Raw genomic sequence first — 20,330 nt, forward strand, 5'->3', positions numbered from 1 at the left:
GGTTCGAGCGATCAGGCGCCGAGCGCCGGAGCGATCTTGACGCAGGCCTCGACCAGGCTCTCGACCGAGGCGACCGACTTGTCGAGCATCGCCTGCTCGGCCTTGTTCAGCTCGATCTCGATGATGCGCTCGACGCCGTTCTCGCCGATGACGATCGGCACGCCGATGTAGCGGCCCTTGATGCCGTACTGGCCATCGAGCAGGGCGGCGGCCGGCAGGACGCGCTTCTTGTCGCGGAGGTAGGACTCGGCCATCACGATCGCCGAAGCGGCCGGGGCGTAGAAGGCGGAGCCGGTCTTCAGGAGGTTGACCACCTCGGCGCCGCCGTCACGGGTGCGCTGGACGATCTCTTCCAGGCGCTTCTCCTCGATCCAGCCGAGCTTGACCAGATCGGTCAGCGGGATGCCGGCGACGGTGGAGTAGCGGGTGAGCGGCACCATGGTGTCGCCGTGGCCGCCGAGCACGAAGGCGGTGACGTCCTCGACCGAGACCTTGAACTCTTCGGCCAGGAAGTAGCGGAAGCGGGCGCTGTCGAGCACGCCGGCCATGCCGACGACCTTGTTCGCCGGCAGGCCGGAGAACTTCTGCAGCGCCCAGACCATGGCGTCGAGCGGATTGGTGATGCAGATGACGAAGGCGTTCGGGGCGTACTTCTTGATGCCGGCGCCGACCTGCTCCATCACCTGGAGGTTGATGCCGAGCAGATCATCGCGGCTCATGCCCGGCTTGCGCGGCACGCCGGCCGTCACGATGACGACGTCGGCGTCCTGGATCGCGGCATAGGAGGACGCGCCCGAGAGATTGGCGTCGAAACCTTCGACCGGGGCTGCTTCGGCGATATCGAGCGCCTTGCCCTGGGGAACGCCGTCGGCGATGTCGAAGAGGACGATATCGCCCAGTTCCTTCAGGCCGGCGAGAAGGGCGAGCGTGCCGCCGATCTGACCGGAACCGATCAAAGCAATCTTGGCTCGAGCCATGTGCGAGGTCTCCCGATGGAGGTTTACCTAAACGTAATGCGACAGTTTGACTCTGTCGGAACGCCGGTGGTCTAACCCCAATGTGCGACAGGCGCAAGTCGCTCGCGCACCTTCCGTGGCGGCAATCCGCCAATTCGTCCAGCAGTTTACGTGAACGTCATGTCTCGACGATAAAGCCGCGATGCGGCTGGGCGAGATACTCCTCGGACCGCATCTCGGTGAGGCGCGAGGCGGTGCGGGCGAATTCGAAAGCCTCGATGCCGTCCTCGGCCGTATAGAGCCCGGCCGGCTCGGCGGCGGCCGAGACGACGATCTTGACGTGACCGTCATAGAGCGCATCGATCAATGTAATGAAGCGCTTGGCTTCATTCCGCCTGGCATCGCCCATCACAGGGATGTGATCGATGATCACGGTATGGAAGGCATGCGCGATGGCGAGATAGTCACTCGCGCCGAGCGGCTTGGCGCAGAGATCGGCGAAGCCGAACCGGGCGACGCCATCCACGGCCTGCGGCACGAAGACGTCGCGGCCGAGCACGGCAAGGGTCGACGCCTCGCCACCTGACGTTGACGTAAGCTGGAACCATGCCGCATCGAGCGCCGCGTCCGACTCGGGCCCAAGCGGCGTCAGATAGACCGGCGCGCGCGACGTCTTCTCGTGCCGATAGTCGGTCCGCGCCGCCAGCCGCACCACCTCGACCCGCGTCTTCAGCAGGTCGATGAAGGGCAGGAACAGGGTCCGGTTGAGGCCGCCCGAATAGAGATCGTCCGGCGCGACATTGGAGGTCGCGACCAGCACGACGCCACGGGCGAACAGCTGCGTGAAGAGCCGGCCGAGGATCATCGCGTCGGCGATGTTGGTGACGGTGAACTCGTCGAAGCAGAGAAGCTGCGTCTCGGCCGCGATCGCCTCGGCGACCGGCGGGATCGGGTCCTCGCCGGAAACCTCGCCGGCCTTGATCGCCTCGCGCATCCTGAAGATGCGGGCATGCACGTCGGCCATGAAGTCGTTGAAATGGGCCCGGCGCTTGCGCTGCGGCGCGGCGCGCTCGAAGAACAGGTCCATCAGCATGGTCTTGCCGCGGCCGACATCGCCATGGACGTAGAGGCCGCGGATTTCCGGCGTCGCCGCCTCGCGCTTGCCGAACAGCCAGCCGAGCGCGCTCGACTTGCGGGCAAGCCGTCGCTCGGCGAGGCGGGCGTTGAGCGCGTCGAGCTTGCCGACCAGCAGGCGCTGGGCCGGATCTTCCTCGATCGTGCCGCTCGCGACGAGTTCCCGATAGGCGTCAGCGACGCGCGAAACGACCGGCAGGCCCTGGCTCACCCGAATACCCCCGGCCGCCGCGCCGAAACGCGACCGGCTCCGTCAGCGATAGAAGGAAACGGCCTGGCCGCCATGGATCTGGCCGTTGAACTGGGTCTTGCCGGTGGCGGACAGGCTGGCGACGGAAACGCCGTTGGCGCCGGCCAGGACCACCTGCGAGCCGGAGAGGCTCCAGGCCGAGATCGACTTCAGCGTCGGCGACTGGCAGCCGCGCGTCGAGGCGCGATAGCCGCCGGTCCAGCTCGTCAGCGTCATGAACAGCTGGCAGCTCTCGCCGCCCGACTGCAGCGTCCAGCCGCCGAGTAGGTCCGTGCGGCCGATCTCGGCGCCGGACGCGGTCGAGACCGGCGGCGGGGTCGCCGGCGCGCCCGTGCCGGGAAGCGGCTCGGCGCCCGGCAGCGTGCCGGCGGCGGTCTGCGGCGGCAGCTGGGCGTTCGGGTCGGTCGGCGGCGGCGGCAGCGCGGTCGAGGTGACCGGCGCGGTGGCGACCGGCGGCAGCGTGTCGCTCTCGACCGGCTTGGCGGAACGCTCCATCGGGCCCAATCCGATCGCCCCGAACGAGCCGCAACCGCTCAAGGCGGCCGCCAGAAGGGCGACCAGGCCGATCGGCGCGATACGGCGGGACATGAGCTTCTCCATCATCGAAATCCTCGGTGCCTTACGACGTTAGGGGCACAATCGAGCCGCTTTGAGGCAGGCGGAAATTCGCACAACCGACCGCGAGGCGCGGGGCATTTGCGCGCGAGGCGCAAAAGCCGTCCGTGCGGGCGGGTTGGATGAAGGGAAACCACTCGAAATTCCGCAGCCTGTCTTATTTGGCGCAATACGGCATTACGCCCGCAACGACAAGCCTCGTTAAGACACGGTTAACCAAGAAAGCACGACGTGTGACGCTTCCGCCTATTCCGGCCGATGGCAGACGGCTTCGATGTTGTGGCCGTCGGGATCGAGCACGAAGGCACCGTAGTAATTGGCGTGGTAGTGCGGCCGGATGCCGGGCCCGCCATTGTCGGTGCCGCCAGCGGCAAGCGCCGCGGCGTAGAACGCATCGACGGCGGCGCGGCTCGGCGCGACGAGGGCGATATGGACGTGCGGCTCGGTGCGGGCACCGCCGCTCAGCCAGATCTCCGGCTTGCCGCCTGCGCCATAGCCGACGACGTCGCCATAGCCGGTGAGTTCGCCGGGCACCCGCATCTGCTCGGTCACGCCGAGTGGCGCAAACGCCGCGTTGTAGAAGGCGATCGCGCGATCGAGGTCGCTGACCGTGATGCCGATGTGATCCAGAACGCCCATGAAACTCCCCCGACTATGCCCCAACGGCCCTCCCGGACGGGCCGCGCGGCAGGGGAGCCGAACGCCGCGGCGGCGTCAAGCCTGTCGGCCTGCCGACGCCGTCGCGGGAGAGGAATGGGCGGAATTCTTCACCGCTTCCGCGAAGCGGCGAGCGGGCCTACGGGGTCTGGGGCTCGATTTCGAGCGCGAGGCCGAGCTCGGCCGCCTTCTGCCGGATCTCGGTGACGGGACGGTGCATCGCGGTCGCGATGATGTCCGCCGGCACATGCTCCACCGCCAGTTCCCGCAGCCTGTCGATTGCCTCGATGGTCCAGGTCGGCTCCATATCCTGCTTGATGGTCATGATCGTCTCCTTCCGAAAACGCGATCGGTCGACGGAAACGAAAACGGCGCGGAAGGGTTCCGCGCCGTTCGACTGAAAATCGTCTTAAGGGAGGGCCGATCAGACGCGGCGCTCGACCATCATCTTCTTGATCTCGGCGATCGCCTTGGCCGGGTTCAGGCCCTTCGGGCAGGTCTGCGCGCAGTTCATGATGGTGTGGCAGCGATAGAGGCGGAAGGGATCTTCCAGATTGTCGAGGCGCTCGCCGGTCGCCTCGTCGCGGCTGTCGATCAGCCAGCGATAGGCCTGCAGCAGCACGGCCGGGCCGAGATAGCGATCGCCGTTCCACCAGTAGCTCGGGCACGAGGTCGAGCAGCAGGCGCAGAGGATGCACTCGTAGAGGCCGTCGAGCTTCTCGCGGTCGGCATGGCTCTGCAGCCATTCCTTCTGCGGCTGCGGCGTCGCCGTCTTCAGCCAGGGCTCGATCGAACGGTGCTGGGCGTAGAAATTGGTGAGGTCGGGAACGAGGTCCTTCACCACTTCCATGTGCGGCAGCGGGTAGATCGCGACCGGACCCTTCACCTCGTCGATGCCCTTGGTGCAGGCGAGCGTGTTCGAGCCGTCGATGTTCATCGCGCAGGAGCCGCAGATGCCTTCACGGCAGGAACGGCGGAAGGTCAGCGTCGGGTCGATCTCGTTCTTGATCTTGATCAGCGCGTCGAGAACCATCGGCCCGCAATCGTCGAGGTCGATGAAATAGGTATCGACATGCGGGTTCTTGCCGTCGTCCGGGCTCCAGCGATAGACGCGGAACTCCCGGACATTGTTGGCGCCGGCCGGCCGGTCCCAGACCTTGCCTTCGGTGAGCTTCGAGTTCTTCGGGAGGGTCAGCTGGACCATAGTGAGCGTCCTCGGGCGTAAAATTCGTTCAGCGACGGTCCTTGCGGACCATGAGTTTCAAACCGGACCAGACGGCGTCGACCGCCGCGACCTTGATGTCGACGAGATCGAGCCGGAGCGCCGCGTCGCGGACGACATCCTCGGTCACGTCGGTTTCGACCTTCGAGGCCTTCTTCGGCCACGACACCCAGATCATGCCGTCGCGCCGGATGGCATCCTGCAACCGCGCCAGCTCGCCCTCGACCTCGGCGCGGCTCGCCGTGAAGGCGTGGACCGCATCGAGTTCGCGATCCGGGCCGAGCGGCTCGGCCCAGTTCGCCGTGCGGACGACGCGCCCGAACGGAACACAGTCGGCGAGCGCCTCCAGCTCCGGCGGCAGCGAAACGAAGGCCACCGCCATGCCCGGCTTGAAGCCGAGCTTTTCCGGGAGCGAACGCCCGGAATAGCCGGCTGCGGGAGGGCTCGCGGGGGCCATCATCCGCCCTTAGTAAACGCGAGCCTTCGGCTCGATGTACTGGATGTCGTTCGACATCGTGTAGGTGTGCACCGGCCGGTCGTCGAGCTTCACCGTCTTCTTCTCGGCGTCGATGAAGGCGAGCGAATGCTTCATCCAGTTGACGTCGTCGCGCTCGGAATAGTCCTCGCGGGCGTGGGCGCCACGCGATTCCTTGCGGTTCTGCGCGGAATCCATGGTGACGACCGCCTGGACGATCAGGTTCTCGAACTCGAGTGTCTCGACCAGGTCGGAGTTCCAGATCAGCGAGCGGTCGGTGACCTTGACGTCGTCCGAGCCCTTCCAGACCTGGTGGATCAGCTCGTGGCCCTCGTCGAGGACTTCGCCGGTGCGGAACACGGCGCAGTTCGACTGCATCACCTTCTGCATGCTGAGCCGCATCTCGGCCGTCGAGGTCGAGCCGCTGGCGAAGCGCAGGCGGTCGAGGCGGGCGATCGCGTCCTCGCCGGCGCCCTTGGCGAGCTCGCGCTGCGCCTGGTTCGGCTGCACCGTCTCGATGCAGTGCAGCGCCGCGGCACGGCCGAACACGACGAGGTCGGTCAGCGAATTGGAGCCGAGGCGGTTGGCGCCATGCACCGAGACGCAGGCGGCCTCGCCGACGGCCATCAGGCCCGGCACGATCTGGTCGGGATCGCCGCCGACCTTGTTCAGCACCTCGCCGTGATAGTTCGTCGGGATGCCGCCCATGTTGTAGTGGACGGTCGGCAGGACCGGGATCGGCTCCTTGGTCAGGTCGACGCCGGCGAAGATCTTGGCGCTCTCGGAGATGCCGGGCAGCCGCTCATGCAGCAGCGCCGGATCGAGATGGTCGAGGTGAAGGTGGATGTGGTCCTTCGCCTTGCCGACGCCGCGGCCCTCGCGGATCTCCATGGTCATGGCGCGCGAGACGACGTCGCGCGAGGCCAGGTCCTTGGCGGAGGGGGCATAGCGCTCCATGAAGCGCTCGCCTTCCGAATTGGTCAGATAACCGCCCTCGCCGCGCGCGCCCTCGGTGATCAGGCAGCCGGCGCCGTAGATGCCGGTCGGGTGGAACTGCACGAATTCCATGTCCTGCAGCGGCAGGCCGGCGCGCAGCACCATGCCGCCGCCGTCGCCGGTGCAGGTATGGGCCGAGGTGGCGGAGAAATAGGCGCGGCCATAGCCGCCGGTCGCCAGGATGGTCTTGGCGGCGCGGAAGCGGTGCAGCGTGCCGTCCTCGAGGCAGAGCGCCACGACGCCCCGGCACTCGCCGTCTTCCATGATCAGGTCGATGGCGAAATATTCGATGAAGAACTCGGCGGCGTAGCGCAGCGACTGGCCATAGAGCGTGTGCAGGATGGCGTGGCCGGTGCGGTCGGCGGCGGCGCAGGTGCGCTGGGCGATGCCCTTGCCGAAATTCGTCGTCATGCCGCCGAACGGCCGCTGGTAGATCTTGCCCTCTTCGGTGCGCGAGAACGGCACGCCGAAATGCTCGAGCTCGTAGACGGCAGCCGGCGCGTTGCGGACGAGATATTCGATCGCGTCCTGGTCGCCGAGCCAGTCCGACCCCTTGACGGTGTCGTACATGTGGAAGCGCCAGTCGTCCTCGCCCATGTTGCCGAGGGCCGCCGAAATGCCGCCCTGCGCGGCAACCGTATGGGAACGGGTCGGAAAAACCTTGGTAATGCAGGCCGTCTTCAGGCCGGCCTCGCTGGCGCCGAGCGTGGCGCGGAGGCCCGCGCCGCCGGCGCCGACGACGACGACGTCGAAGGTGTGGTCGACAAAATTGTAGGCGCGGCCGTTGATGGACGCGCTGGCGTTGGCTTCAGCCATGGCTTCAGCCTCCGAAGCTGATCTTGAGGAAGGCGAGGATGGTCGCCACGCCGATGGCGACCGCGAAGAACGTGTTGGCGACGAGCGCGAGGATCTTCAGGCCACCGTGGACATAGTCCTCGATGATGATCTGCATGCCGAGCTTCATGTGCCAGACGCCGGTGCCGATCATCAGGATCATCAGGAGCGCGACGAACGGGTTGGCCAGCGTCGCGACGACTTCCGGATAGGGCTTGCCGGCGAGCACGATGACCAGGATGACGAACAGGACGGCGAGGATGGCGAGCGCGGCGCCGGTGAGGCGCTGGTGCCAGAAGTGGCCCGTGCCTTCCTTGGCCGAGCCGAGTCCGCGAACGCGGCCGAGCGGTGTACGCATGTGATTGCCCCTCAGCGAATGGCGAGCGCCACGACCCAGATCAGGATCGTCAGCACGGCGGAACCGATGATGTTGGCCCAGGCGAGATTGTCGCGCGACGACTTGGAGAAGCCCGCGCCGAAATCCCAGACGAAGTGCCGGAGGCCGCCGAGCAGGTGCTGCATCAGCGCCCAGCTGTAGCCGAACAGCACCAGGAGGCCGATCCAGGAGCCGAACACCCACGACACGTAGGAGAACGGCCCCGGCCCCGCGGCGGCCGCGATCGCCCACCAGGCGAGGAGCAGCGTACCGAAATAGAGAGCGCCTCCCGTGACACGCTGCAGGATCGACACCGTCATGGTGACCGGCCAGCGGTAGACCTGAAGGTGCGGAGAAAGCGGTCGGCTCTTCTTCGCCGCGGCATTCGACATCGTGTTCATCCTCAATCGCTTACGTAAACGTAAGCATTTAGGGTCGAGAGTTTGGACCGGTTCTAACCCCATTGTGCGACGCGGTCAAAACGGTCTTTTGCATGACGCAACGTGAGACGTTGACTTTTCGCGACTCGCGCCGGCGGCATGTAATCATCCCCGCATTGACACCCTGGCGGAAGCTTTCGCAAGCGGCTCTCGCAGCGGCAAGCGAGCCGCCGGACCCGGAGAAACCAGGAGAAGCCCATGTCGCGTCAACGGATCTCGACCGGATCGCCCTTCGAGAAGGAAGCCGGCTATTCGCGCGCCATCGTCCAGGGTCCCTGGTGCTTCGTCGCCGGAACCACGGGCTATGACTATAAGACGATGACCATGCCGGACGGCGTCGCCGAGCAGGCGGCAAACGCCATGGCGACGATCGCGGCCGCGCTCTCAGAAGCCGGCTTCGCGCTCGGGGACGTCGTGCGCGTGCATTATCATGTCACCGACGCCGTCTTCGCCGACGCGGTCTTTGCCGTCGTCGGCCCCCTCTTCCGCGACATCCGCCCGGCGGCGACGATGACAGTCACGGGCCTGATCCGGCCCGAAATGAAGGTCGAGATCGAGGTGACGGCGCTCAAAGCCTGATTCGCGGCTGAGATCGGCTTGCATCGCCGCTTTGGCGCGGCTATCGCTGCCCGCGCATTCATCCGCCCGCAGACCCGCTCGACAAGAGAACCCGCGACATGACCAGCTACAAGCTTCTCCTTCTCCCCGGTGACGGCATCGGCACGGAAATCATGGCCGAAGTGAAGACGGTCATCGACTGGTTCACGAAGCGCGGCACCGCCGCCTTCGAATACGAGCAGGATCTCGCCGGCGGCGCCGCCTATGACGCGCACGGCAAGGCGATCTCGGAAGCGACGATGAAGCTGGCGCAGGAATCCGACGCCGTCATCTTCGGCGCGGTCGGCGGCCCGAAGTGGGACAGCGTTCCCTATGACGTCCGCCCCGAGGCGGCGCTGCTGCGCCTGCGCAAGGATCTGGAACTCTTCGCCAACCTGCGTCCCGCGATCTGCTACCCGGCGCTCGCCGATGCCTCGTCGCTGAAGCGCGAGCTGGTCGAGGGCCTCGACATCCTGATCGTGCGCGAGCTGACCGGCGGCGTCTATTTCGGCTCGCCGAAGGAAATCGTCACGCTCGAGAGCGGCGAGAAGCGCGCCGTCGACACCCAGCTCTACACGACCTCCGAGATCGAGCGCATCGCCCGCGTCGCCTTCGACCTCGCCAAGACCCGTTCGAGCCGCGTCGCCTCGGCCGAGAAGCGCAACGTCATGAAGTCGGGCGTGCTCTGGAACCAGGTCGTCACCAAGGTCGGCAAGGAAGAGTATTCCGACGTCGCGCTCGAGCATGTGCTCGCCGACAATTGCGCCATGCAGCTCGTCCGCCGGCCGAAGCAGTATGACGTCATCGTCTGCGACAACCTGTTCGGCGACATCCTCTCCGACGTCGCGGCGATGCTGACCGGCTCGCTCGGCATGCTGCCGTCCGCCGCCCTCGGCGCGCCCGACGCTTCGACCGGCCGCCGCAAGTCGATGTACGAGCCCGTGCACGGCTCGGCCCCGGACATCGCCGGCAAGGGCATCTCCAACCCGATCGCCATGATCGCGTCCTTCGCGATGGCGCTGCGCTACTCCTTCGGCCTCACCCAGGAAGCCGACCTGCTCGACCGCGCCATCTCCGGCGTGCTCAGCAAGGGCCTGCGCACCGGCGACATCTATACCGAGGGCACGAAGAAGGTCGGCACGAAGGAAATGGGCGCCGCGATCGTCGCGGAACTCGACCTGCTGTCGGCCTGAGACGACCTGCAAATCGCCCGAGCCTTTCACCGTTTCGATGAAAGGCTCGGGCCGAAACGCGGCTGAATCTTTTTGCCGGGCTCTGACTGGTCAAGCCCCGGTGATCTCTGTATAAGGCCGCATTCAGATTGGATTGCTATGCCCGGCCGGGCGGCACGCCGCCGGTTCGACGGCATATGACGAAGGAAGAGTACAATGGCAGTTCCGAAGCGAAAGACGTCGCCGTCGAAGCGTAACATGCGCCGTTCGCACGACGCCCTGACGCAGCCGGCTTACACCGAGGACAAGAACTCGGGCGAGCTCCGCCGTCCGCATCACATCGACCTCAAGACCGGCATGTATCGCGGCCGTCAGATCCTGACGCCGAAGAGCGAAGGTTAATCCTGACAGGCGTTCGCGCCTGGCGGGCTGGCTAGCCAGCGATGGAAGTTCAAGGGTCGGCCCAGCGCCGGCCCTTTTCTTTTGCGCGCGCCTTCTGACCGCTCGGGATAAGCCGAAAGATGGGTCCGGCCCCCCATGGCGTTCGCGCAAACGTTTCACTAGGCTTGCCTAAATCGCCGTCTGGCAGCAGCGGCCTGCGCAAAGGACATGCCCATCGTGGAGACTGTGGTGAACGGCTCCGATCAGACCGAGCGCCCGGACGGCACCGCCGCCATTCTCTCCACCATCGGCGAGGTCGCCTATCGCTGGACGCGGGAAGGCGACCGGCTCGAATGGGGCGGCGACGCGCTCGCCCTGTTCGGCATCGCCTCGGCCGAGGCGATCGCCACCGGCCATGCCTTCGACACGCTGCTCGACGACGCCAGCCCGCTCGCCCGCCACGACAGCCTGCTGATCGGCAGCGACCATGGCGGCGGCGTGCCCTACCAGATCGAATATGCCCTGCGCCCGTCCGGGCCGCGCGGCCCCGTGCTCTGGATCGAGGATACCGGACGCTGGTACGCCGATGGCGGCGAGACCGCGCGGCGGGCCGAAGGGGTGATGCGCGTCATCAACGAGCGGCATGCGCGCGAGCAGCGCCTCGCCTTCCTCTCCGGCTATGACGACGTCACCGGCCTCTACAACCGCTCCGCCCTGCTCGACATTCTCGACCAGACCATCTGCGACGCGAAGGAGCGCGACGTCAACGCCGCCTTCCTGCTCGTCGCCATCGACGATTTCCGCCTGATCAACGACGCCTATGGCTATCGCGCCGGCGACCGCGTGCTCGCCGCCGTGGCGCGGCGGATCCGCGGGCGGCTGCGCGACGGCGACATCATGGGCCGCTTCTCCGGCCACAAGCTCGGCCTGGTCCTGATGGGCTGCGACGAGAACGAGATGGCCTTCGCCGCCGAGCGGTTCCTGGCCGCCGTTCGCGACGACGTGGTGGCGACCGCCGACGGCACGGTGTCGATCACCATCTCGGTCGGCGGCGTCGCGGTGCCGCACGACGCCGGCAACCGCGAGGAGGCGATGGAGCGGGTGCAGGAGAGCCTTGGCGTCGCGCGCGATTCCGGCCGCGGCCGTTTCGTCGGCTACAGCCCCTCGCCCGAGCGCGACGCCCAGCGCCAGACCAACATCACCCTGTCGCAGCAACTGATCGGCGCCCTGTCCGAACAGCGGCTGCGGCTGGCGTTCCAGCCCGTCGTCGACATCCATAGCCGCGAGACGGTGTTCCACGAATCGCTGCTGCGGCTGGCCCAGCCCGACGGCAGCATCGCCTCGGCCGGGCAGATCGTGCCGCTCGCCGAGCGCCTCGGCCTGTCGCGCCTGTTCGACCTCGCCGTGCTCGACCGCGTGCTGGAGACGCTGGCCCGCCATCCGGACGCCCGCCTCTCGCTCAACGTCGCGCCCGAAACGGCGGCCGGGGCGGACTGGCTCGCCAAGTTCGCCAAGACCGTCAGCCAGCGCCCGGACATCGGCAGCCGGCTGATCGTCGAGATCACCGAGACCAGCGCCATCCGCAATCTCGACGAGACGGCTTATTTCGTCTCCACCGTGCACGACCTCGGCGCCCGCCTCGCCATCGACGATTTCGGCGCCGGCTTCACCTCGTTCCGCAATCTCCGGGCGCTCCGGATCGACATGGTCAAGATCGACGGCAGCTTCATCGCGACGCTGCCGACGAGCCCGGACGACCAGATCTTCGTGCGCCGGCTGGTCGAGCTCGCCCAGGATCTCGGCATCGAGACGGTGGCCGAATGGGTGCAGGACGAGGAGACGGTCGCGCTGCTGTCGTCCTGGGGCGTCAACCGCATCCAGGGCCACCTCAGCGGCGCCGCGACCCTGTCGCCGCCCTGGAAGTAAGACGGCAGGTCCATCCTTCAGTCACGGAGCCGGATGCCTGAACCCTCCCCTTGAGGGACCTCTGCAAAACACCGCCTCCATCCCGTCGATCGGACCCACCCTCCGGCGTCATCCCGGCGAAGGCCGGGATCCATACACACCGGCCTGTGGCCGACAGGCTCGGCCAAGCTATCTTGGGCGGTGTTCATGGGCCCCGGCCTCCGCCGGGGCGACGGTGCCCTGCCCATGGCCCCGAGCCGGCAGGGCGACCTTTCGGTGTTCTGCAAAGGCCTCCCTCAGGGAGAGGTGAAGAACGGCCGCCCGCCCCTACCCCGCGAAACGGTCCATCGCCTCCGCCAGCGCGATGTCGCGCTCGGTAAGGCCGTCGACGTCGTGCGTCGCCAGCGTCACCGTGACGGTCCGGTAGATGTTGGCCCATTCCGGGTGGTGGTTCATCCGCTCGGCGAGCAGCGCCACCCGCGTCATGAAGGCGAAGGCCTCCTGGAAATCGCCGAAGACGAATGTCTTGGTGATGGCGTCGCGGCCCTCGACCAGGGTCCAGCCGTCGAGGCCGGCCAGCGCCGTCGTCCGTTCCGTTTCTCCCAGCCGCGCGATCATCCCCTTGCCTCCGAATATTCGGCCAGCGGATAGGCCTGTTCGACGATATAGGGGCCGCCGCCCGTTGACGCCTTGGACGAGAACAGCACGAAGCGGCCGACATGGAACGGCGAGGCGACGAGCCCGCCGCGAAGCGTCAGATAATCCGCGACGTCGCGATGCGGCGTGTTGCGCAGGCGCGCCAGCGTCACATGCGGCGTGTATTTGCGCCCCTCGGGCGGCAGGCCGATGCGCTGGATGATGCGCTCCTGCTCGGCCTGGAGCTCGGTGAGCGCCCGCGACGGCGCGATCCGCGCGACGATCGAATGCGGCTTGGCGGTGCCGAACGAATCGAGCCCGGCCAGCTGCAGGTCGAACTCGCGGCGGCGGACGCGGGCCATCGCATCGGCGATCTCGTCGGCGGTGCGATCGTCGATGTCGCCGATGAAGCGCAGGGTGACGTGGTAGTTCTCCGCGTCGATCCAGCGCGCGCCGGCGAGGCCGCCGCGCAGGAGCGAGAGCCGTTGGGCGAGGTCCGCCGGGATCTCGAGACCGGTGAACAGGCGCGGCATGGTCGCCCTCCTTTTTCGGGTGGCGGGAGCCTCAAGGGTCGCGGTTTGCCGGCCGGCTGTAAAGCCCTTTCCGGTCGCCTCAGGGGCAGGGGTTGCCGCGCCACTGGTGAACGGCGTCGATCTTCGCCTCCAGCTCCGGCGTGATCACTACGTCCGCCGCGGCGATATCGACCTTGAGCTGCTCCAGCGTCGTGGCGCCGATGATGTTCGAGGTGACGAAGCAGCGGCTCGTCGCGAAGGCAATGGCGAGCGCCGCCGGATCGATGTTGGCCTCGCGGGCAATCGCCAGATAGGCGTCGATCGCCTCATGCGCGCCGGGCGTCTCGTAGCGGTCGCCGCGCTTGAACAGGGTCGTGCGCGCGCCTTCCGGCCGGGCGCCGTTCTGGTACTTGCCGGTCAGATAGCCCTGGGCGAGCGGCGAATAGACCAGCAGGCCGACCTGCTCGCGCATCGTCACCTCGGCGAGGTTCACCTCATAGGTGCGGTTCAAGAGGTTGTAGGCGTTCTGGATCGAGACGACGCGCGGTCCCTTGCCGGCCTCGGCGGCGGAAAGGAAGCGCATCGTGCCCCAGGCGGTCTCGTTGGAGAGGCCGACATGCCGGACCTTGCCTTCCCTGACCAGCTCGTCGAGCGCGGCGAGCGTCTCCTCGATCGGCACCTCGTCCGCCGCCGGCTGGGGGTGGCGGTAGACGGTCGGGTTGGAACCCCATTGCGGCACGTGCCGATCGGGCGAATGCAGCTGGTAGAGGTCGATATAGTCCGTCTGCAACCGCTTCAGGCTCTTCTCGATCGCGTCGCGGATATGGGCGCGCGACAGCGTCGGCGTGGCGCCGTCGCGGAACCAGGTGAAGCCGTTGCGGCCGACCACCTTCGAGGCGAGGATGACCTTGTCGCGATTTCCGCGCGCCTTCATCCAGTTGCCGATGATCCGCTCGGTCGAGCCCTGGGTCTCCGGCTTCGGCGGGATCGAGTAGAGCTCGGCGGTATCGAGGAAATTGACGCCGTTTTCGAAGGCGTAATCCATCTGGGCGTGGCCCTCGGCCTCGGTGTTCTGCTGGCCCCAGGTCATGGTGCCCAGGCAGATGGCGGACACGCGGAGGTCGGTCCGACCGAGCGAACGATATTCCATGGCGAAGAGCTCCGGGGAGTGGGCGCGGCGATAGGCCGGAAACAGCGGGCTGACGATGCGGACGACCGGTCAGCGCTTGGCCTGCGCGACCAGTTCCTCCACGGCGGGAAGGATCTTCTCGACGATCACCGCGACGCCGGCCGCGTTGGGATGCATCCCGTCGGCCAGCAGCAGTTCCTGGTCGGCGACGACGCCGTCGAGGAAGAAGGGATATAGCATCGCGCCGTGGCTCGCGGCCAGATCCGGATAGAGGGCGTCGAAGCGTTTTGCGTAGTCCGGCCCGAGATTGGGCGCGGCGCGCATCCCGGCAAGGAGCACCGGCAGCTTGCGCTCGCCAAGCCGGGTCAGGATGGCGTCGAGCGCCTGGCGCGGCTGGTCGGGATCGAAACCGCGCAGCATGTCGTTGGCGCCGAGCTCGACGATCACCGCCTGCGCATCCGGGCCGACGGACCAGTCGAGCCGGGCGAGGCCCGCGGCGGCGGTGTCGCCGGAGACGCCGGCATTGACGACCGCGACATCATGCCCCTTCGCCACCAGCGCCTTCTGCAGCTGGTCGGTGAACCCTTCGCCGGGACCGAGGTTGTAACCGGCCGAAAGGCTGTCGCCGAGCACGACCAGGCGGAGCGGCGCGGCCGATGCCGACGCTCCCTCGGCCAGCGCCGCCGAGCCGAACAGGGCCAGGCACAGCGAGATTGCGAGCGTCAGGGTCTTTATCATGGGTCGTTTGCCACCATATTGAGCCGAACGCGCCGCGATCGGCAGGACGCCGGCGTTCGACGGCTTCCTCCGATCGACGAGCCTGCCCGTCGCACGATATAGGGTCCGCGCGTGGCTGATACACTCCCGAATGGTTCCGATGCCGTCATTCAGCTTTCTTCAGTCGAACTGGCGCTCGGATCGGGGGCTGCGCGGGTCCAGATCCTGAAAAAGGTCTCGCTCGCCGTCGAGGGCGGCGAAAGCGTCGCGCTGGTCGGGCCGTCCGGCTCCGGCAAGTCGACGCTCCTGATGACGATGGCCGGGCTCGAACGGGTCGACAAGGGCCGCGTAGAGGTCGCCGGCACCAATCTCGCCGCCCTCGACGAGGACGGCCTCGCCCGCTTCCGCGGCCTGAATGTCGGCATCATCTTCCAGTCGTTCCACCTGATCCCCAACATGACGGCGCTCGAGAACGTCGCCGTTCCGCTCGAGCTCGCCGGCCGGCGCGACGCTTTTGAACGGGCGGCGGAAGAGCTTGCCCTGGTCGGGCTCGGCCACCGGATGGAGCACTATCCCTCCGCGCTCTCCGGCGGCGAGCAGCAGCGCGTCGCCATCGCCCGCGCCCTCGTCGCCCGCCCCGCCATCCTGTTCGCCGACGAGCCGACCGGCAATCTCGACGAGGCGACCGGCCACGAGATCGCCGACCTGCTTTTCGCCACCTGCGCCGAGCGCGGCACCACGCTGGTGCTCGTCACGCATGACAACGGCCTCGCCGGCCGCTGCGACCGGCGGATCCGCATCCATTCCGGCGTCATCGACGCCGGCGATGCGACGGCCGCCGTCGCCCGGAGCGTGGCGGTATGACGAGCCAGGCCAGCCTCACCGCGGCGGCGCCGCTGCTCCGCCCGTCCCTCGCCCTGCCGCTGCCGCTTCGTTTCGCGCTGCGCGAGCTGCGCGGGGGCCTGCGCGGCTTCGTCGTCTTCCTCGCCTGCATCGCGCTCGGCGTCGCGGCGATCGCCGCCGTCGGCTCGGTGTCGCGCGCCATGACGGATGGCCTCGCCCGCCAGGGCCAGTCGATCCTCGGCGGCGACATCGCCTTCACGCTGGTGCAGCGCCAGGCCGCGCATGATGAACTCCGTTTCCTCGAACACCATGGCGCGGTTTCCGAGATCGCCTCGCTGCGCGGCATGGCGAGGCTTCCCGACGGCTCCGACCAGGCGCTGGTCGAGATCAAGGCGGTCGACGCCGCCTATCCGCTCTACGGCACGCTCAAGGCGGCCGAGGACGTCGACGCCACCGCCGCGCTCAACGCCGGCCGTGCCCTCGCCGATCCCGAACTCTTCACCCGCCTCGGCCTCAAGCCCGGCGACGAGATCTCGATCGGCGCGACGCGCCTGACGCTTGCCGGCGCGATCGCCGACGAGCCCGACAAACTCGCCACCGGGCTCGGCTTCGGGCCGCGTCTTCTGATGTCGAAGACGGCGCTGGAAGCGACGGGCCTGGTCCAGCCCGGCAGCCTCGTGCAATGGAGCTACCGGCTGCGCCTGCCGCACGGCGCGCCGGACAGCGCCGTCACCAGCCTGACCGATACCGCCAATGCCGATTTCCCCAAGGCCGGCTGGCAGATCCGCAGCCGCGACGACGCCTCGCCGGGCCTCAAGCGCAACATCGGCCAGTTCGCCCAATATCTGACGCTGGTCGGCCTCGCCGCGCTGATCGTCGGCGGCGTCGGCGTCGCCAACGCGGTCGGCGCCTTCATGGAGGTGAAGCGGCCGGTCATCGCGACGCTGCGCTCGCTCGGTGCGCCGGGCCGGCTGATCACCCAGATCTACCTGATCCAGATCCTGCTGATCGCCCTGATCGGCGTCGCCATCGGTCTCGCCATCGGCGCCATGGTGCCGGTGATCGCGCTCCGCTTCCTGGCCGACGTCCTGCCCGTCGGCGCGCAGACCGGCTTCTATCCCGGCGCCCTCGCCTATGCCGCCCTCTACGGGCTGATGACGGCGCTGACCTTCGCGCTCGTGCCGCTCGGCCGCGCCGGCGACATCGCGCCGACGGCGCTGTTCCGCGACGGCGCCGCCTACGGCAAGTCGCGCCCGCGCCTCGCCTTCCTCGGGCTCGCGATCCTCTCGGCCGCCGTGCTCGCCGGCCTCGCCGTCCTGCTCGCCTATGACCGCCGGATCGCGATCTATTTCGTCGTCGCCGTCGCCGGCGCCTTCCTGCTGCTTCGGGTCGTCGCCCTCGTCGTCACCGCGCTCGCCCGCCGCGCCCCCCGCGCCCGCTCGGCCGAATGGCGGCTCGCCATCGGCAACATCCACCGCCCCGGCGCGCTGACCGGATCGGTCGTGCTGTCGCTCGGTCTCGGCCTCACCGTCCTCGTGACGATCGCGCTGATCGACGGCAACCTGCATCGCCAGCTGACCCAGTCGCTGCCCGACCGCGCGCCGAGCTTCTTCTTCCTCGACGTGCAGAATTCCGAGGCGCCGGCCTTCATCGACTTCCTCAAGAAGGAAGTCCCGACCGGCACCGTCGAGAGCGTGCCGATGCTGCGCGGCCGCATCATCGCGCTGAACCAGACGCCGGCCGACCAGGTGACGCCCGCGCCGGATGTCGCCTGGGCGCTGAAGGGCGATCGCGGCGTCACCTTCTCGGCCGAGCCGCCGAAGAACTCGCGCCTCGTCGAGGGCGAATGGTGGGCGGCCGACTATGCCGGCCCGCCGCTCGTCTCGATGGAGGCGGGCGTCGCCCGCGGCCTCGGCGTCAAGCCCGGCGACACCGTCACCGTCAACGTGCTCGGCCGCGAGATCACCGCGACGATCGCCAACCTGCGCGAGGTCGCCTGGGAGAGCCTCGCCATCAACTTCGTCATGGTGTTCTCGCCGTCGACCTTTGCCGGAGCGCCCTATTCGGTGCTGGCGACGCTGTCCTATCCGGGCGGCGCGGAACCGGCGCGCGAGGCGGCGCTGATGCGCGACACCGGCAAGGAATTCCCGGCCGTCACTGCGATCCGCGTCCGCGAGGCGCTCGACCGCATCTCGTCGATCCTCGACCAGCTGATGCTGGCGATCCGCGTCGCCTCGTCGATCGCGCTCGCCGCCTCGGTGCTGGTGCTCGCCGGCGCGCTCGCCGCCGGCCACCGGCAGCGCCTCTATGACGCGGTGATCCTGAAGACGCTGGGGGCGACGCGCCGCCAGCTGCTCTACGCCTTCGGCCTCGAATACGGGCTGCTCGGCCTCGCCACGGCGATCTTCGCCGTGCTCGCCGGCTCGCTCGCCGCCTGGGGCGTCGTCGCCGGCGTGATGAAGCAGCCCTTCGAGGTCTTCCCGGTCACCGCCATCGCGGCGGCGCTGATCGCGGTCGCGCTGACGATCGGCCTCGGCCTCGCCGGAACCTGGCGGCTGCTCGGCCAAAAGGCCGCCCCGGTACTCAGAAACCTGTAGGCGCAGCCAGCATCATCGATTACCATTGCGACAGTTGAGCCACGCTGACTTTCCGAATTGAATGGGAGGGTCTCTTGCGGGGTAAGATCGGGATGCCCATATCGCATGAGCACCCGAGGGCTTGTCGACCGGCGGAGCCGAAGCGGTTCTGACGCCGGACGACGGAAACGGGGGTTTCGCGGCACAGAGTCCGCGGATTTATTGGTTCGGAGAGGGAGTTCGATGGCAGATTTCGACAATCGCGTCTCACCGTTTGGCGCAGCGCGTGCCGAAACCGGTGTTATCGACCAGGGCCTGCGCAGCCACATGCTGCAGGTTTACAATTACATGGCCATCGGCCTGATGATCACCGGCGCCGCGGCGCTGGGGATGTTCAAGCTGGCCGTCACGAGTGATCCGTCGCAGGCCGTGGGCCAGATGGCGAACGGCCTGATGCTCACCAGCGTCGGCGCCGCCATCTATTCCGGCCCGCTGATGTGGATCCTCGTCTTCGCGCCCGTCGCGCTCGTGTTCTTCCTGTCGTTCAGCATCCAGCGGATGCAGACCTCGACGGCACAGCTCGTGTTCTGGGGCTATGCGGCGCTGATGGGCGTCTCGCTGTCCTCGATCTTCGCCGTCTACACGGCGCAGTCGATCACGCAGGTGTTCTTCATCACCGCCGCCACCTTCGGCGCGATGAGCCTCTACGGCTACACGACGAAGCGCGACCTGACCGGCATGGGCTCGTTCCTGTTCATGGGCCTGATCGGCATCATCATCGCCTCGATCGTCAACATCTTCGTTGGCTCGTCGGCGATGGGCTTCGCGATCTCGGTCCTCGGCGTGCTGATCTTTACGGGCCTCACCGCCTATGACACGCAGAAGATCAAGGAAATGTACTATGTCGGCGATGACGGTACCGTCGCCGGCCGGAAGGCGATCATGGGCGCGCTGACGCTCTATCTCGACTTCATCAACCTGTTCCTGATGCTGCTGCGCCTGTTCGGCGACCGTCGCTAAGACGGGCATCAACACGGAAACGAAGGGCGCGGCCGAGGCCGCGCCCTTTTTTTGTCGCCCACCCTTTCTATCGACTGGTCCCGACGAGACTGCCGATGCCCGCTGCCGCCGACGACCTCCGGATCCGCCCCGTCGCTCCCGACGATCTCGCCGCCATCACGGCGATCTATCGCCACGCGGTCCTCCACGGCACCGCCAGCTTCGAGATCGAGCCGCCGTCGGAAGCGGAAATGCGCCGCCGGTGCGATGCGCTGCTTGAGGGCGGCCATCCCTATCTGGTCGCAACCGCTGGCGACGAACTGCTCGGCTATGCCTATGCCGGCCCCTATCGCCCCCGCGCCGCCTACCGCTCGACCGTCGAGGATTCGATCTATCTCGCCCCTGGCGCGCAGGGACGCGGCCTTGGCCGCCGCCTGCTGCAGGCGCTGATCGAGGCGGCGACCGAGGCCGGCTTTCGCCAGATGATCGGCGTCATCGGCGATTCCCAGCATCAGGCGTCGATCCGGCTGCACGCCTCGCTCGGCTTCCGCCCGGTCGGCATCTTCGAGAAGGTCGGCTGGAAGCACGGTCGCTGGATCGACAGCGTGCTGATGCAGCGCCCGCTCGGCGACGGCATGAGCACGCCGCCGACGCTGTGAGGGGATTGGTTGTGAGGCTCCGGAGCGGGTTCTGAACCCTCCCCTTGAGGGAGGGTCAAGACCGCCCTTGGCGGTCTTGGGGAGGGGTGCTTCGTCGGACTTGCCGCAAACGGCTGGAAGTCCCCCCTCCCGAAAACGCGAAGGGCGTTTTCGACCTCCCCTCAAGGGGGAGGTTCAAGAAAGGAGGAAGGCCGTCCAACCGACTCCGCCATCCTCCCAAGTATCCTGCCCGATGCGAGCAGGTCCGAA

22 protein-coding genes are annotated in these 20,330 nt (G+C 67.6%); 8 read left to right on the plus strand and 14 right to left on the minus strand.

Annotation, left to right across the window (positions count from 1 at the left end):
• Positions 1-11: 11 nt before the first annotated feature.
• The 10 genes from mdh to sdhC all read right to left on the minus strand — a co-directional run bounded on the left by mdh (position 12) and on the right by sdhC (position 7,907).
• On the minus strand, positions 12-977 hold the full coding sequence (gene mdh, locus AC6HZP_RS23915) for a malate dehydrogenase (RefSeq protein ID WP_201401407.1): 966 nt from the start codon (positions 975-977) through the stop codon (positions 12-14).
• Between the two features lie 157 nt (positions 978-1,134).
• Positions 1,135-2,307 (minus strand): cell division protein ZapE, encoded by a 1,173-nt coding sequence (gene zapE, locus AC6HZP_RS23920; protein WP_497526848.1) that lies wholly within the window; start codon positions 2,305-2,307, stop codon positions 1,135-1,137.
• 36 nt (positions 2,308-2,343) lie between these two features.
• Complete coding sequence (locus tag AC6HZP_RS23925; protein WP_497524858.1) at positions 2,344-2,928, minus strand: AprI/Inh family metalloprotease inhibitor; 585 nt, start codon at positions 2,926-2,928, stop codon at positions 2,344-2,346.
• 273 nt (positions 2,929-3,201) lie between these two features.
• Positions 3,202-3,594, minus strand: a complete 393-nt coding sequence (locus AC6HZP_RS23930; RefSeq protein ID WP_201401410.1) for a VOC family protein — start codon at positions 3,592-3,594, stop codon at positions 3,202-3,204.
• A 157-nt stretch (positions 3,595-3,751) separates the two neighbouring features.
• Positions 3,752-3,937: a hypothetical protein gene (locus tag AC6HZP_RS23935; RefSeq protein WP_201401411.1), complete on the minus strand. Its 186-nt coding sequence runs from the start codon at positions 3,935-3,937 to the stop codon at positions 3,752-3,754.
• 99 nt (positions 3,938-4,036) lie between these two features.
• A complete protein-coding gene (locus tag AC6HZP_RS23940; protein WP_201401412.1) occupies positions 4,037-4,816 on the minus strand; it encodes a succinate dehydrogenase iron-sulfur subunit in 780 nt (259 codons plus the stop codon).
• Between the two features lie 28 nt (positions 4,817-4,844).
• The gene (locus AC6HZP_RS23945) at positions 4,845-5,294 is read right to left on the minus strand and encodes a DUF3052 domain-containing protein (RefSeq protein ID WP_201401413.1); all 450 of its coding nucleotides are present in this window, start codon (positions 5,292-5,294) and stop codon (positions 4,845-4,847) included.
• A gap of 6 nt (positions 5,295-5,300) precedes the next feature.
• Positions 5,301-7,121: a succinate dehydrogenase flavoprotein subunit gene (gene sdhA, locus AC6HZP_RS23950; protein WP_497524859.1), complete on the minus strand. Its 1,821-nt coding sequence runs from the start codon at positions 7,119-7,121 to the stop codon at positions 5,301-5,303.
• Between the two features lie 4 nt (positions 7,122-7,125).
• A complete protein-coding gene (gene sdhD / locus AC6HZP_RS23955) occupies positions 7,126-7,497 on the minus strand; it encodes a succinate dehydrogenase, hydrophobic membrane anchor protein (RefSeq protein ID WP_201401415.1) in 372 nt (123 codons plus the stop codon).
• A gap of 11 nt (positions 7,498-7,508) precedes the next feature.
• The gene (sdhC, locus tag AC6HZP_RS23960) at positions 7,509-7,907 is read right to left on the minus strand and encodes a succinate dehydrogenase, cytochrome b556 subunit (RefSeq protein ID WP_211201070.1); all 399 of its coding nucleotides are present in this window, start codon (positions 7,905-7,907) and stop codon (positions 7,509-7,511) included.
• 246 nt (positions 7,908-8,153) lie between these two features.
• Between sdhC and AC6HZP_RS23965 the strand changes: the two genes are divergently transcribed.
• The 4 genes from AC6HZP_RS23965 (at position 8,154) to AC6HZP_RS23980 (ending at position 12,031) form a co-directional block, all read left to right on the plus strand.
• Complete coding sequence (locus AC6HZP_RS23965) at positions 8,154-8,534, plus strand: RidA family protein (protein WP_497524860.1); 381 nt, start codon at positions 8,154-8,156, stop codon at positions 8,532-8,534.
• 98 nt (positions 8,535-8,632) lie between these two features.
• Complete coding sequence (leuB, locus tag AC6HZP_RS23970; protein ID WP_497524861.1) at positions 8,633-9,745, plus strand: 3-isopropylmalate dehydrogenase; 1,113 nt, start codon at positions 8,633-8,635, stop codon at positions 9,743-9,745.
• Between the two features lie 195 nt (positions 9,746-9,940).
• Positions 9,941-10,126, plus strand: a complete 186-nt coding sequence (gene rpmF, locus AC6HZP_RS23975) for a 50S ribosomal protein L32 (RefSeq protein WP_018183050.1) — start codon at positions 9,941-9,943, stop codon at positions 10,124-10,126.
• 228 nt (positions 10,127-10,354) lie between these two features.
• Positions 10,355-12,031, plus strand: coding sequence for an EAL domain-containing protein (locus AC6HZP_RS23980; protein WP_497524862.1), 1,677 nt, complete (start codon positions 10,355-10,357; stop codon positions 12,029-12,031).
• A 306-nt stretch (positions 12,032-12,337) separates the two neighbouring features.
• On the opposite strand, the gene AC6HZP_RS23985 is transcribed toward AC6HZP_RS23980, so the two are convergent.
• The 4 genes from AC6HZP_RS23985 to AC6HZP_RS24000 form a co-directional block, all read right to left on the minus strand.
• Positions 12,338-12,628: a 4a-hydroxytetrahydrobiopterin dehydratase gene (locus AC6HZP_RS23985; protein WP_497524863.1), complete on the minus strand. Its 291-nt coding sequence runs from the start codon at positions 12,626-12,628 to the stop codon at positions 12,338-12,340.
• A complete protein-coding gene (gene thpR, locus AC6HZP_RS23990; RefSeq protein ID WP_201401421.1) occupies positions 12,625-13,179 on the minus strand; it encodes an RNA 2',3'-cyclic phosphodiesterase in 555 nt (184 codons plus the stop codon). The genes AC6HZP_RS23985 and thpR overlap by 4 nt, the downstream gene beginning before the upstream one ends.
• Positions 13,180-13,258: 79 nt before the next feature.
• A complete protein-coding gene (locus AC6HZP_RS23995; protein WP_497524864.1) occupies positions 13,259-14,308 on the minus strand; it encodes an aldo/keto reductase in 1,050 nt (349 codons plus the stop codon).
• Positions 14,309-14,377: 69 nt separating this feature from the next.
• Positions 14,378-15,025, minus strand: a complete 648-nt coding sequence (locus tag AC6HZP_RS24000; protein WP_497524865.1) for an arylesterase — start codon at positions 15,023-15,025, stop codon at positions 14,378-14,380.
• Between the two features lie 111 nt (positions 15,026-15,136).
• Between AC6HZP_RS24000 and AC6HZP_RS24005 the strand changes: the two genes are divergently transcribed.
• The 4 genes from AC6HZP_RS24005 (at position 15,137) to AC6HZP_RS24020 (ending at position 20,081) form a co-directional block, all read left to right on the plus strand.
• On the plus strand, positions 15,137-15,868 hold the full coding sequence (locus tag AC6HZP_RS24005; protein WP_497524866.1) for an ABC transporter ATP-binding protein: 732 nt from the start codon (positions 15,137-15,139) through the stop codon (positions 15,866-15,868).
• Positions 15,865-18,444, plus strand: coding sequence for an ABC transporter permease (locus AC6HZP_RS24010; RefSeq protein ID WP_497524867.1), 2,580 nt, complete (start codon positions 15,865-15,867; stop codon positions 18,442-18,444). The genes AC6HZP_RS24005 and AC6HZP_RS24010 overlap by 4 nt, the downstream gene beginning before the upstream one ends.
• Positions 18,445-18,666: 222 nt before the next feature.
• Positions 18,667-19,443, plus strand: a complete 777-nt coding sequence (locus AC6HZP_RS24015; RefSeq protein WP_497524868.1) for a Bax inhibitor-1/YccA family protein — start codon at positions 18,667-18,669, stop codon at positions 19,441-19,443.
• A gap of 95 nt (positions 19,444-19,538) precedes the next feature.
• Positions 19,539-20,081 carry a GNAT family N-acetyltransferase gene (locus tag AC6HZP_RS24020; RefSeq protein WP_497524869.1) on the plus strand — a complete coding sequence of 181 codons (543 nt, stop codon included), beginning with the start codon at positions 19,539-19,541 and terminating at the stop codon, positions 20,079-20,081.
• Positions 20,082-20,330: the final 249 nt, after the last annotated feature.

Source organism: Kaistia sp. SLG-1, assembly GCF_059699055.1.